The following is a 12,276-nucleotide window of genomic DNA, read 5'->3' on the forward strand; positions in this document are numbered from 1 at the left end:
GCTGGGTCGGCGGTGTATGCCTATGGTTCCAACTATCCAGTGAACGGGTCCTCGGCCAGCTACCTCGTCGACGTCATCTTCCAAGCTGCGGCGGCGCCGCTAACGGTGATCAGTAGAACGCCGGCATCCGGGGCAAGCGACCAATCCGTCAATGCTGCTGTAAAGGCCACGTTCTCAACGGCGTTGGCAACAGGTTACACGGTGGCAGTCAAGAACGGGGCCACGGTCTTGGCCGGGACAGCCGTGCTTTCAACGGATGGCAAGACGCTCACTTTCACCCCGGCTGCTCCGCTTCCCGCTGGTGCCACAATCTCTGTGGTGCTGGGACAGCTCCTATCCACTCAAGGGGCCACTCTGGCTGACGTTAGCTGGCAATTTAGCACCGCTGACGGTTCGGCAACACCAAGCAACTACTCCATGTTTGGTGCGTTGGTGCCTGACACGGCATCAAATGCCGATGATCCAGCAGCCATTGAACTGGGTGTGGCATTCACCCCTTCAGTCGCCGGGACAGTGACAGCCATCAGGTTCTTCAAGGGCGCCGGCAATACCGGGGCGCATACGGGATCCATCTGGAACGCTGCAGGTGTCAGGCTGGCAACGGTTCCCTTCACCGGAGAGACAGCAAATGGCTGGCAGAGCGCTACTTTGCCGACGCCGCTACAACTGACCGCTGGAGCCACCTACACTGTCTCGTACTTTGCGCCGAATGGTAACTACTCATCTACCAGCGCCTTCTTTGCAACAGCGTTCACCCACGGTCCATTGTCCGTGGGCGCTGGCAGCAACGGCCGGTACCTCTACGGGAGCAGCGGTGGCATGCCAATCAACAGTTGGAACGCCACAAACTACTTTGTTGACTTGGTCTTCACCGTTCCTGCAACGCCTTAGCGCACAACTGACGGCGACCAAGCATGTTCAATGAACAAGGTGGGAGCCGCATTGGCGGCGGCAGCGAGAGACCAGACATCACTGTCGCCCACAGTCCCGCTCCGAGGCAGTCCGTAGAGCAGAGTGGTGTTGTTCAGCCACTCCACTTGATCATCAACGCTGCGTGATTCCGAGAGGATAGTTTCCTTATTCGTGGCCAGATCCAGGACGGCAATATTCCAATGGGGGCTGGGCCCCTGGACTGTGTTCTTCTTGTACGCGATGCGCGTGCCGTCAGGCGAAATCGACGGGCACTCGGCAGTTTGCAGGATGGAGGTCAATGTCCGCTTGGCAAGGTCTCCACGCACCAGCCACGTTTTGTTGCCGCTGGCTGCCGTGGCGTAAAAGGTATTGTCATCTGAACTGAAGGTGACGCCCCACAAGTTCCTGTCAACGGGCGCAATGGGGCTGCCATCAATGATCAAAGTAAAGTCCTCCAAGTTGCCAAAATCGCCGCCCGTGGCCTTGGCAATGACCGTCGCGGTGGAAAATCCTGACGGCGCGTAAGAGTGCCCGGTCACGAACGCGGTTGAGGCAACCAGGGTGCCATCGGGGGAGACCCGGGTGCGGCTGGGAATGCCGGGCAGCGGCCACGCTCTCTCTTCCTGCCAATCAGCAGTGTAAACAGCAGCCTCGAAGGTGGTGGCGATGCCCGCATTGGTCCGCAGACAGGCATTGGTGCCCCCAGCTGAGTACACGCGATCGCAGACTGCATCCGTCACCTGCCGTGGGCCCGACGGGTTTTCCAGTGGCACGGCGGCCACATGGCCATAGCCCGCGCCTGCGGCAGTGTTTCGAAAGACCACGTGGGGTACTGCTGAATCGATGGCCCCGGACTCCACAGACACTGACGACGGCGTGTCCTGACGCTGCTGATATTGGACAAAGGACCACACCCCGTAGCCGATGGCTAGCGCCAAACTCAACGCCGTGATCACTAGGAGCCACGCCCAGCGCGCTCGGGACGTCACTCGGTGACCTGGGCGAGTTTAATTCCGCGTACCAGCAGCACCGATAGCGGTATTGCCACGGCCAGTGCTACGGCGGCAAGCAGAATGGCGTGTTGGCGTCCCAGCGAAAACCACAACACACCGAAGCCGACGGATGCCAGCAGTCGGGATAACGCAACCACCGTTTGAGCGGCCGCAATCCCGCTTGCCCGGCTTGCTGGTGTGGAGAATTGACCTGCCAAGGCGGCGAGTACACCGTCCGTTGCGGCATAAAAGACACCCAAAAGTAGCAGGCACGTAAGTGTTGCCGCTGCCCCTGTGGACGGCAGCGCCGCACAGAGGTAGGCCGCAAGCAAGGCTCCGTGCCCCACAATGAACAGCCGCATCCGTCCCCACCGGTCCGCCAGACGGCCCAATGGAATGGCAAGAATTAGGTATGCCACGTTTGTCCCCACATAGAGCAGCGGGAACCATTGGGTGGCAAACGACGCCCGGCTCTGCAGTACCAGGTATATGAATCCGTCACCGATGGTCACCAGCCCGAATATGGCTGCCACGAGTAAGAGGCGCCGCATGCCCACGTTATTCAAATCAGCCCAGCGGAACGGGAGCCGGCCGGCGGGTTCAGTCACAACCTGATGGGGGCTGGCTGGTGCTGACTTGGCCAAGATTTCGGCACGCTGTTTGCGGGCCGGAACAATGATGCCCAAGACCGCCAGCCCTATAACACCGCAAGCCAGAGAAGCAACGAACACGGCGTGGTAGCCGTTCGGGATGGCAAGCAGTACCGCGAACGCTAACAGTGGTCCGATGGTGGCGCCTACGGTATCCAGCATTCTGTGGACCCCGAAGGACCTTGCCAGGTGCTCAGGCTGGGCAGCTTCAGTGATCATCGCGTCGCGCGGGCCTGTCCGGATGCCTTTGCCGATCCGGTCCACGGCAATAATGGAGGTTACGGCACCAAAGCCGGTGGCTACCAGTAGCCCCGCCCGCGAAACCGCTGAGAGACCGTAGCCCAAGAAAGCGACCAGTTTGTGATGGTCGGCGCGGTCAGCTGTCCAGCCTGCGCCGATGCGGACAATGGCGCTGATCCCTTGGTAGATGCCGTCCAGGAATCCGTAGGCCACCATGGAGAGGCCCAGCGCGCCGGTGATGTAAAGGGGAAGGATTGCGTTGACAGACTCGGAGGAGATATCGGTAAAAAGGCTCACGAGTCCCAGAGAGATGATGATGGGAGAGATCTTGAACGGCGTTGTCGCGCGTTTCGAAGTGTCGTCTTTGCCGCCACGGCGGTCCGAGAAAGAAAGATACATCTAGTGGCGGTCCCTAGCTCTCTGCATGCAAAATGCCAAAGACGCTATATTCCGTACCGCCGTCTTGTCGCGGTGTGGTGGTCACGGTGATCTTATCCGTTCCCCGAGTAAACCACATGGCAGATGATCCGGCGCTTGCCGGCGCTTGAGCGGCGCCCAGGCCCAATTGTGCAAACTGCTTCTGGTAGAACTGCATGACAGCTAGTGGTTCCGCCGTGCTGTGGGCCACCAGACTCACCTGAAGAATGCTTCCCTGCGGGCTCACCGAGCTGCTCTTCAGCGCTGAAGCCGGTGCCGCCTCAATGACGTCAGTGGGAAATCCTGCAACGATTTTCCCGTTGACGCTTCCCTCAGCCGGGAGCGGCGACTTGACCAGAGGGCCGTCGTCTCGCGATTTCGGCAACGCCGCACTGGTGGACTTCTGGGCAGGGGGTGCCACTTCAAGGGGGCGTTGAGGGTCCGGAACTGCAGCGGGAGCTTTAGGGTTGACGGACGGGAGCACTGAAGGTTTGGCAGAGATGGCAGGTGCTGCTTTGCTGACTTTCGGGCTAGGAGCGAGTGCCGAGGCAGAAGGAAGCGGAGTAGCAGGCTGCAAGCTCGAAGACTGCGTGCCTGTTGCATCAGCAGCTTGAGGAGATGCGGGCGGAGTGGTCAATAAGTTGAGCATCACCGCAAACGCAACGATGACCACTGCCAAACTTAAACCGGAAATTACTAAAACACGTGGTTTCATCGTTTTCTCGAGTCTGTTTTTCTAATCCCGATCATGAATAGGACGACCAAGAAATGCGCGGTCGCCATATGTTCTCAGACTAGCCCGGTAGCTCTAGCAGCTCCAGAGTAATAGGAACAACTTAATGGTTTCGCAATGCTGGGGTGGAGAGAATCAAAGACGATCACCACCCTGGACCTCAGCTTCGGTGCGCCGCTCGTGGGGCGAGTCTACGAATCTGGCGGATCCGCAGGGACCAAATGATCAGGACCAGTACGGTTCCTATCAATGCTCCGGAGGCGTTGGCGACAATATCGCTCCACGCCGGAACCCGCTGGGGCAAGAAGATGCCTTGGGCTAGCTCTACAGCGCCGGAGATTGCTGCAGCAATGACGACTGAGAGCCACCAGAGCCGCCGGTGCAGGCGCAGCGTCAGGATGATCCCGAAGGGGATAAACAGCAGAATATTGGCGGCAAATTCAATCTTGCGGTAACCGATGAACCATTGGGGCAGGCCGTGGCTGTGTAGCCACATGATGACGTGCGTCAGAGCGCCATCTATGGGCCTGTCCACGGGAGACGGCCAAAACAGGATGCCGGCCAAAGCGGCAAAGTAGACGATTGCCAGAACGACGGCGATCTTGTGGCTGGTGGTTCTCACAAGGGTCAGTCTAAACGTAGGGCAAGCGTCGGGCGTTCCTCGGGCAGGATTGGCCGCCTTTGAAGTGGCGGGAGTGCACGCGCACGACGTCGGACAGTTCCTTGACGCTGCCGGCATCGCCGTCCGCGTGGGGCACCATTGCGCCCAGCCGCTGCATCGCCGTCTCGGTCTGAACTCGTCCACTCGGGCGAGCACTTATTTGTACAACACAACTGCCGAAGTTGACGCTTTCCTGGCCGCGGTGGCCGGGGTGCGAAGCTACTTTGGCGTGGAAGGTGCCTCACTGTGAGCGCGTTGGATTCGCTGTATCAGCAGATCATTTTGGAAGAGTCCAAGACCCGGCGCGGCGGTGACTTGCGCGATGATCAGTTGGACGGGCAGCATTTGCCGGCCAACGTGGGTCAATGCCACCAGCTGAACCCGGTGTGCGGGGATGAGATCACGTTGCGGATCGAGACGGCCGAGGATGAGGTGAGCGGCATCCATTGGGCGGGGGATGGCTGCTCCATTTCCATGGCGTCGGCCTCCATTCTCAGTGACATGGTGGTGGGCCTGAACCGCGCCGAGGTGGCTGCGTTGATTGCGAATTTCCGCGAAGTGATGCGTTCACGCGGGAAGCTGGTAGCGGATGAGGAGATCCTCGGCGATGCCGCCGCGCTCTCAGGTGTCTCGAAGTTCCCGGCCCGCGTTAAATGCGCCATGCTCGCCTGGGTGGCCGCTGAGGATGCGCTGAACCAGACCAGTTAGCGCATGGCCGGGGTGCTGCGAAGGGTTTTGCGCCTACGCAACGCCCAAATGACCAGCACCAGCATGGTTCCTATGAACGCTCCTGAGGTATTGGCGACGACATCACTCCACGCCGGAACACGCTCAGGCAGAAAAATGCTTTGAGCCAGCTCGACAGCGCCTGAAGTTGCCGCAGCAATAACCACTGAAAGCCACCAGAGCCTCCGGTGCAGGCGCAGCGTCAAAATAATCCCGAAAGGGATGAACAGGAGGATGTTGGCCGAGAACTCAACCACGTTGTAGTTGATGAACTTAGGCATCCCGTGTCGATGGAGCCATGACAGCACCTCATGGAGTGTGCCTGCGGCCGGTCGATCTACGGGAGTGGGCCAAAAGACGATCAGGACAACTGCGAGCAGGTACGCCGCAGCCAAGGCCACGATGATTCGGTGTAGGGGTTTGTTCACGAAGCTCAGTCTTGCTGATACACGTCAGGGATGCCGTCACCATCGTCATCGCGGTCCTCGAGCTCAGCGAGTTGGCGGTAATGCTTGTTTCTTATGCGCAGTACCACGGTGGCCAGCAGCGCCGAGGCTAGAGAACCCGCGAGAATAGCGACCTTTGCGTGGCTGTAATGCGGGCTGTCGTCGCCAAAGCTGAGCTCGCTAATCAGTAGTGAGACCGTGAAGCCGACCCCGGCCAAGAGCGCAAGGCCGACGACATCGATCCAAGCCAGTCCGTCGTCGAGCTTGGCTTTGGTGGTTTTCGTGACAAGCCACGTGGCACCCAGGACACCCGCAAATTTGCCGATAATTAGCGCCCCGAGGATACCCAAAGCAACAGTGTCGGTGAACGCAGACTTCAGCCCAGCCACGCCGCCCAAGGCGACTCCGGCGGAGAAGAAGGCAAAGACCGGCACTGCAAAGCCCGCGGAAATGGGCCGCATGAGATGTTCAAAGTGTTCGGCCATTCCTGGTCCCGCATCTGGACCGCCAGCCTTCGCAGAACGGATCACTGGGACGGCGAAGCCCAGCAAAACACCAGCGACTGTGGCATGGATGCCCGATGCGTGGACTAGGGCCCAGGTGGCGAGGGCCAGTGGCAGCAGGAGGTACCAAGAGCGGATTCGTTTCTGAACCAGCCACGTGAATGCGAGCAGGGGAATAACGGCCAAGGCCAGGAATCCATAGTTCATCTCACCCGGGTAGAAGACGGCAATGATGGCGATGGCGATCAGATCGTCTACAACAGCAAGGGTTAGCAGGAAGGTGCGCAGCGCGCTGGGTAGGTGGGTGCTGATGACTGCCAGGACTGCGAGTGCGAAGGCGATGTCCGTGGCAGTGGGAATGGCCCAGCCCTTGAGGACTTCCGGCCCGGCAGCCCAATTGACTGCCACAAAGAACAGCGCGGGGACAATAACCCCACCTACTGCGGCCGTAATCGGGACTATTGCCCGAGCCGGATTGCGCAGATCTCCTGCCACGAATTCTCGTTTGAGTTCCAGACCTGCCACGAAGAAGAAGATGGCTAGGAGGCCGTCGGACGCCCAGCCGCCCAGGCTCAGATTCAAGTGAAGCCACTCGGGGCCAATCTTGAAGTCGCGGAGATTGAAGTAGCTCTCCGCGATGGGTGAGTTTGCCCAGACCAAAGCGATCACGGTGGCGGCAAGCAGCAAAGCCCCGCCAACGGTTTCGGAGCGGAGGATGTTGTTGATGCGCACAAATTCGGAGTAGCTTCCGCGACCGAAGATGCGAGGTGTTGACGATGAACTCATGGGCGGGAACGCCCTTTCAGTGGTGCAAAATCCTCAGCGCGTTGGCCGGGGACTTTTGGGTTCGACAATGGCATTGCCGACCAGACTTCCCGGCGCACCTGATTACAAGTTTACAGGGTGGCGGAGAGGGCCTCATTTACAGGGTGGCGGAGATGGCCTCGATGAAAACCGTGAAAACGTGGCCACGAGCTTCAGAGGGGCGTCTGAGGGTGAATAATTATTAGCGGCCAGGGATAGGAATTTAGCCACTTGGTGAATGAATGTACCCGAACGGCAAAAGAAATGGCCGTTTGGAAGCCGTTTGGAAGTTGTCCGTATGGATAGTTATGGGCTTGGCTAGGTGTACTGCCTACTGGGGGCATGAATTTGGAGTATGGGGGGATTTTCATGAAGAAGATTACGAAGGCAGCCGTCGCTGCGGGTGCAGCTGCTGCTCTGATGCTCGGGGGAGCGGGGTCGTTGGCACTTTGGAACGATTCCAAGACTGTCGACGCGGGAACAGTCACGACCGGTCACCTCACGTTGGACGCGACGGCCGCTGGCACCTGGACTGACATGAGTATTGGCGCTGGCACAACTGCATTTGTTCCTGGAACTGACCACTTGGTCCCGGGTGACACCGTGGTGTACTCCCAGACGGTGACCATTGCCGCTGACGGGAAAAACTTGCGGGGCGCGCTGACCGTGGGGGCACTGGATGCCGCCGTCCCGGAAGCACTGGCTGAAGACGTGACGGTGACGATAGCTGCTGCACCTACCGACCCGAAGCTGACGCTTATCGGTAGTAATGAAGTGTCCTTCGCTGAGCCGGGGAGCTATGAAGTTCCCGTGACCATCACCGTTCTCTTCGCGAAGGGTGTATTGGGTACGGTACCTACTCCCGCGGCAGAGATGGGCGCAGACATTGACCTGACTGCGCTGACCCTGACCCTGAATCAGGTTCGCCCGTAGTCAGTACCCGACGGTAAATGCGCAAAATCCTCATGTCCGCCGTAGCTGCGGCTGTGCTCGTGGTGCTTTTTGCAAGCGCCCAAGGCACGGCCGCGCTTTGGCGTGCAGAGGAGACACTAAAACCAGGCACCATCACCACAGGCACGCTCTCGCTAGCGGTGGGCAACGGGAGTTGGGCATCGGCTGACTTTCCCTTCGAAGCCCTCGATACACAAACGCTGGGCCCAGGCAGATTCGTCCAGGCACCACTGACCATTAGCAACACCGGAACCACAACTTTGGGCTACTCCTTGGTCGGCGCCGCCTCCGCAACCACACCGCAATCTGCGGCTGATGCGGCGTTGGCTGCCGCCGTCGTACTTTCAGTGCATGTCACCGACGATTCGGCGGCGTGCGCGGCAGACGCTTCCAGCCCGGATCCTTCGCTGTACGAGGGTTCGCTGGCAGGCGCGGCGTTTGCGGAGGCCGGCGATCTTCAACCCGGCGAGGGCGAATTGCTGTGCGTCCGCGTTGCTCTTCCGGCCAATGCGTCGCCGGATGCGGCCGGCGGGAAATTGCAGCTCGTACTTACCTGGCGCGGTGATCAGCGGTGAACGGAGTAACCGCCGCGGTGGCACGGGGCAGGCGCCGAACGTCCAAAAATGGTGAGAAAACCGGTGTGCTCTGGTGGGCCGGGCAAATCTTCTCCTGGCTGCTGTTGTTGACCGTTCTGGCAGTCGCAGCGGTCATGATCGTCATCCCGAGGGTTGGCGGGGCCACTGCTTACACGGTCCTGACCGGTTCCATGGCGCCGGGCATGGCACCGGGCAGCCTTGCCGTGGTGCGGCCCGTGGATCCCGCAACCCTGCGCACGGGCGATGTCATCACCTACCAAATAAGGTCCGGTGAGCCCGCCGTCGTCACGCACAGGGTGGTGGGTGTGGGTTCAACGCTGGATGGTGAACTGCGCTTCACAGCCCGCGGTGATGACAATGGCGCCAACGATCCGCCCATCCGCCCCGAACAAATCCGTGGCAGCCTCTGGTACCAGCTGCCCTGGCTGGGCCACATCAACTCCGCCCTCTCCGGCCCGCAACGGCAATGGCTGATATCAGCCGCCATCATCGGTCTGCTCGGCTACTCCGTGTATATGGCCACCAGTGCCCTGCGCGACAGACTCAAAAGAAAGAAAACGCCGTGAGCTCCTCCAACGTTTCCCGCAAGCATTCCGTGCCACTACCCGTGCGCCGCACAGCGTTAGCCGCCGCAGTTGTTGCTGCTGCCATTGGTACGACGGCGGCCCCGGCTATTGCTCAACGCCCACCCATGGTGCTGGTCTCCGAAGGCAACCCGGACATTGCCTTCTCCTACAGCTTAGACGGAATTGCGTTCTCAAAGGCAGTGCCGGATCTGTTCAGTGGTTCCCCGAAGCTTGTGCCCGGTCAGGAAATCGAGGAACGGCTGTGGGTCCGCAATGAAAACTCCGTGGCTGTGGAAGTGTCCGTAGCTGCCGAGGCCCCCCTTGGCGAGAGGGAACCCACGAGGGCGGGATTGACGCCGTCGCCCGTTGTTACGCTGGCGCCGGGAGCAGCCGCGCCGCTGCAAGTGCGGATGTGGTTGCCAGAATCGGCTGACAACTCGAGTCAGAGCCAGACATGGCCCGTGCGTCTTCAAGTAAATGCCCGTGAATCCGTCTCCTCGACTACCCAAGAACTTAGCTACACGGGGGCGACAATTGGCATCTGGCCCTTGTCCGTCGCCGCATTGCTGGGCGGCGCCGGCGCCTATCTTGGGGCGAGGAAGCGCAGGATGCAGCGGTGACTGGAGAGAAGGTGAACCGGCGGAGGATGCAGCTCAAGGCACTGCTCTCGCTTGGCCTGCTGGCCGGATTTGGGGCAGTATCCACGCTGGCGGCGTGGACCGGAGAAGCAACTGCAACATCATCCATTCAAGCCGGCACGGTGGCGATTGGCGTGGGCGCCACAGCTGATTCCACTTCCGGTAGTTACACACTGCCGCCTAGTAGCAATTGGTACCCCGGTGTAAATCGCGCGGTCTTGGTGAGCGTGAAGAACATCGGAACACTAGCTGCGCCCTTTGCCATCTCGGGAATCACAACGCCCGCAGGCGTGGGAACACTTGGCGAGAGTATGCACGTGAAGGTGACTCGTGGGGCCACGGTTGGAGACGCCACCTGTGATGGAGCAGCGGTTCTAGAGAAAACCGCTGGTAATGGTTTTTCGGGGTCCTCTGTGCCTCAGTTATTGGCAGCTGGGGAAGTGCAGGCGGTGTGTGTGCAATACTCGCTGCCGAGCACTGCGCCCAGCACGTTGCAGGGAAAATCCACCACGGTCACCTTGACCTTCACTGCGACAGTGGGGCTGTCCTGACATGGCGGCCATGGAACGAAAAACTTGGTGCCGGACGGTGGAGCGGTATTTGTTCAACATTGGCGCGGTGCTGGGTGCACTGTGCCTGGTGCTGGCCGGACTCACCTTGGCATTCGGCCTGAAGCCCCTGATCTTCTCCTCTGGTTCCATGGGGCCAGCCATCCCCACCGGTTCGTTGGCGCTGGCACTTCCCGCGGCCGCCTCCAATGTTTCCCCGGGTGAGGTGGTGTCCGTGGTGTCCTCCGACGGAACCCGCATAACGCACAGGGTGGTCTCCGCTGATCCGTCCATGGGGCTGGTGCTTAAGGGCGACACCAATGCCGTTGATGATCTTTTGCCATATACCGGAGCAACGGTTGACCGGGTGCTGTTCAGCCTTCCAGGTCTGGGGTACGTGGCCGGCTGGCTGGCGTCACCGTGGGTCTTCCTGCTGGGCGGGCTACTGTGCGCGTACCTTATATATGTAGCCTTTTTCCGGGCCGGTTCAGGGGGAGCTCGGAAGTCGCATTCGGGGCGCGGCCGAAGGAAAAACGCTGCCGATGGCGAGGCAGCCAAACCGGGGAACCGGCGTCGGACATGGTTGGGAATTGGCGCGATGGCTGCGGTCATTGCTGTTGCCGTCCCCTTGGGTGTCGCGGCCAAGGTTGAGCCGACGCTAGCGGTATGGACGGCGATTGCCGCGGCCGGATCTGAGATCGGCGCAACAGCCGCCGGGCCGGTAATAGGTGCCACGTGCGGCAACCTCGGGGACAAAAACACCATTGAGTTCAAGTGGCAGAAACCCGCATCTACTCCGACCGAATATCTTGTGACCGCAGTCCAGACCAATTCGTCGGGCGTGGTGACGATCGGCGGGAAAGTGAATAGCGAAAAAATCTCCGGTTCAAGCACCTCTTTGGTGACAAGCAATTCCGGTCCAACAGGACTTCTCGGAACACTTCTCGGTGCGCTATTGGGCTACAACTACTACTTCACAATCAGTATTACGGCCTTGTATGGCGATTCTTGGGCGTCACAGCCGGTGGTTTTCAAGGGTGTTAACACCACCGCACCCACTCTCATTATCTTGGGCGAGCTCAAGGTGACGTGTCCGCCATTGCCAACGAACTAAACCGGAGGTCGCTTGGCCAGTCAGCATCATCGAATAGTGCGTGATGCAGGGAATTCGCGTGGACTGGTTATTCCCGGGCACGCAGTTGGCCGCACAACCCTTGGAGAAAATCAGGTCATGCGGCCATGGTGCGAGGCACCCGGGTGGGTGGGCGCCGTCGAACTTTAGAGAATCAGGCGTGCGTGTTCAGCCATTCCTGCGCGAGCGTGGCCTGCAGGTTCAGCGCGCGGCCAATGACAGGCTCGGCGGCGGAGGCGATCTTGGCGCCGAGGAACGGCACGCCGGACTTGACCTCACCCGTGAGATCAACAACCGTGGACTCGCCGCCGGCTACCAGCTTTTGCACTGCTGAAACATCCACAGGAGCCTTGGCCACCGAAAGCTTGATGATGTTGGTGCGTGAACCATCGGCCGCCGGAGCGCTCCAGGACTCATCCTGGGTGACGGTCAGCGAATCGCCAACGAACTTCTTGACGATGTCAGGCATGCGCGTGGTGGGCAACGTGCGCACGGTCTTGGTGGTGAACGCGGCTGTGGTGGGGCCGCTGATGGTGAATGACAACAGCTCACCGCCGACAGTTTCGCTGACGTGCTTGATAAATGCTTCGTTGGTGAAGACATCGGTGACATTCTGAGCCGTAGCCGAGAGCGTTGTTGAGGCGGCAAGCGCCATGGTTCCTCCAATATAGGGGGTGTTTGGGGCAGCTCCTAGGATAGCAAGCTCGCTGGCGAGTAAGCTGGACACGGTCCCGGAGTCGTTCATAGATTCTGGGCTTTCG

General features: G+C 60.0%; 15 protein-coding genes and 1 pseudogene. 9 read left to right on the forward strand and 7 right to left on the reverse strand.

Annotated features, from left to right (window positions below; all coding sequences use genetic code 11):
- Positions 1-891: DUF4082 domain-containing protein (locus CXQ93_RS20575; protein WP_181036013.1), on the forward strand; the 891-nt coding region annotated here is incomplete at its 5' end.
- On the opposite strand, the gene CXQ93_RS02160 is transcribed toward CXQ93_RS20575, so the two are convergent.
- From CXQ93_RS02160 to CXQ93_RS02175, 4 genes are all read right to left on the reverse strand, one after another.
- Complete coding sequence (locus CXQ93_RS02160; RefSeq protein ID WP_104108824.1) at positions 888-1,901, reverse strand: PD40 domain-containing protein; 1,014 nt, start codon at positions 1,899-1,901, stop codon at positions 888-890. The genes CXQ93_RS20575 and CXQ93_RS02160 overlap by 4 nt on opposite strands.
- Entirely contained in the window at positions 1,898-3,193 is a 1,296-nt protein-coding gene (locus CXQ93_RS02165) for an MFS transporter (RefSeq protein ID WP_104108825.1), read from the reverse strand. The genes CXQ93_RS02160 and CXQ93_RS02165 overlap by 4 nt, the downstream gene beginning before the upstream one ends.
- 13 nt (positions 3,194-3,206) lie before the next feature.
- Entirely contained in the window at positions 3,207-3,788 is a 582-nt protein-coding gene (locus tag CXQ93_RS02170) for a hypothetical protein (RefSeq protein ID WP_146073136.1), read from the reverse strand.
- A 316-nt stretch (positions 3,789-4,104) separates the two neighbouring features.
- Entirely contained in the window at positions 4,105-4,566 is a 462-nt protein-coding gene (locus CXQ93_RS02175) for a VanZ family protein (protein ID WP_181036014.1), read from the reverse strand.
- Positions 4,567-4,582: 16 nt separating this feature from the next.
- On the opposite strand from CXQ93_RS02175, the pseudogene CXQ93_RS02180 reads away from it, so the two are divergent.
- Positions 4,583-4,855 (forward strand): annotated as a pseudogene (locus CXQ93_RS02180) (aminotransferase class V-fold PLP-dependent enzyme); the annotation flags it as partial.
- On the forward strand, positions 4,852-5,313 hold the full coding sequence (gene sufU, locus CXQ93_RS02185; protein ID WP_104108828.1) for a Fe-S cluster assembly sulfur transfer protein SufU: 462 nt from the start codon (positions 4,852-4,854) through the stop codon (positions 5,311-5,313). The pseudogene CXQ93_RS02180 and the gene sufU, both read left to right, overlap by 4 nt.
- Here the strand turns inward: sufU and CXQ93_RS02190 are convergent.
- Together CXQ93_RS02190 and nhaA are read right to left on the reverse strand one after the other, a co-directional pair.
- On the reverse strand, positions 5,310-5,759 hold the full coding sequence (locus tag CXQ93_RS02190) for a VanZ family protein (RefSeq protein ID WP_181036015.1): 450 nt from the start codon (positions 5,757-5,759) through the stop codon (positions 5,310-5,312). The two genes, sufU and CXQ93_RS02190, sit on opposite strands and share 4 nt — an antisense overlap.
- Before the next feature lie 5 nt (positions 5,760-5,764).
- Positions 5,765-7,066, reverse strand: a complete 1,302-nt coding sequence (nhaA, locus tag CXQ93_RS02195) for a Na+/H+ antiporter NhaA (protein ID WP_104108830.1) — start codon at positions 7,064-7,066, stop codon at positions 5,765-5,767.
- 387 nt (positions 7,067-7,453) lie between these two features.
- On the opposite strand from nhaA, the gene CXQ93_RS02200 reads away from it, so the two are divergent.
- The 6 genes from CXQ93_RS02200 to CXQ93_RS02225 are packed head-to-tail and all read left to right on the forward strand — an operon-like array spanning position 7,454 to position 11,497.
- Entirely contained in the window at positions 7,454-8,017 is a 564-nt protein-coding gene (locus CXQ93_RS02200) for an alternate-type signal peptide domain-containing protein (RefSeq protein WP_181036016.1), read from the forward strand.
- 17 nt (positions 8,018-8,034) lie between these two features.
- Positions 8,035-8,610: a hypothetical protein gene (locus CXQ93_RS02205; RefSeq protein WP_104108832.1), complete on the forward strand. Its 576-nt coding sequence runs from the start codon at positions 8,035-8,037 to the stop codon at positions 8,608-8,610.
- The gene (locus tag CXQ93_RS02210) at positions 8,607-9,197 is read left to right on the forward strand and encodes a signal peptidase I (protein ID WP_219817311.1); all 591 of its coding nucleotides are present in this window, start codon (positions 8,607-8,609) and stop codon (positions 9,195-9,197) included. The genes CXQ93_RS02205 and CXQ93_RS02210 overlap by 4 nt, the downstream gene beginning before the upstream one ends.
- The gene (locus tag CXQ93_RS02215; protein ID WP_104108833.1) at positions 9,194-9,817 is read left to right on the forward strand and encodes a hypothetical protein; all 624 of its coding nucleotides are present in this window, start codon (positions 9,194-9,196) and stop codon (positions 9,815-9,817) included. The genes CXQ93_RS02210 and CXQ93_RS02215 overlap by 4 nt, the downstream gene beginning before the upstream one ends.
- The gene (locus tag CXQ93_RS02220; RefSeq protein WP_146073137.1) at positions 9,814-10,386 is read left to right on the forward strand and encodes a hypothetical protein; all 573 of its coding nucleotides are present in this window, start codon (positions 9,814-9,816) and stop codon (positions 10,384-10,386) included. Before CXQ93_RS02215 ends, CXQ93_RS02220 begins: the two co-directional genes overlap by 4 nt.
- Before the next feature lie 10 nt (positions 10,387-10,396).
- Entirely contained in the window at positions 10,397-11,497 is a 1,101-nt protein-coding gene (locus CXQ93_RS02225; protein WP_146073138.1) for a S26 family signal peptidase, read from the forward strand.
- A gap of 172 nt (positions 11,498-11,669) precedes the next feature.
- Here the strand turns inward: CXQ93_RS02225 and CXQ93_RS02230 are convergent, their stop codons facing one another.
- Entirely contained in the window at positions 11,670-12,170 is a 501-nt protein-coding gene (locus CXQ93_RS02230) for a DUF2505 domain-containing protein (RefSeq protein WP_104108836.1), read from the reverse strand.
- Between the last annotated feature and the right edge of the window lie 106 nt (positions 12,171-12,276).

Origin of the sequence: Arthrobacter sp. N199823, assembly GCF_002929705.1 — a bacterium.
Taxonomy (GTDB): Bacteria; Actinomycetota; Actinomycetes; order Actinomycetales; family Micrococcaceae; genus Specibacter.

Coding starts and splice junctions, on each gene's coding strand:
- CXQ93_RS02165 (WP_104108825.1), bottom strand. CDS start 3,193: ATGTATCTTTCTTTCTCGGACCGCCGTGGCGGCAAAGACGACACTTCG.
- nhaA (WP_104108830.1), bottom strand. CDS start 7,066: ATGAGTTCATCGTCAACACCTCGCATCTTCGGTCGCGGAAGCTACTCC.
- CXQ93_RS02200 (WP_181036016.1), top strand. CDS start 7,454: ATGAAGAAGATTACGAAGGCAGCCGTCGCTGCGGGTGCAGCTGCTGCT.
- CXQ93_RS02205 (WP_104108832.1), top strand. CDS start 8,035: ATGCGCAAAATCCTCATGTCCGCCGTAGCTGCGGCTGTGCTCGTGGTG.
- CXQ93_RS02225 (WP_146073138.1), top strand. CDS start 10,397: ATGGAACGAAAAACTTGGTGCCGGACGGTGGAGCGGTATTTGTTCAAC.
- CXQ93_RS02230 (WP_104108836.1), bottom strand. CDS start 12,170: ATGGCGCTTGCCGCCTCAACAACGCTCTCGGCTACGGCTCAGAATGTC.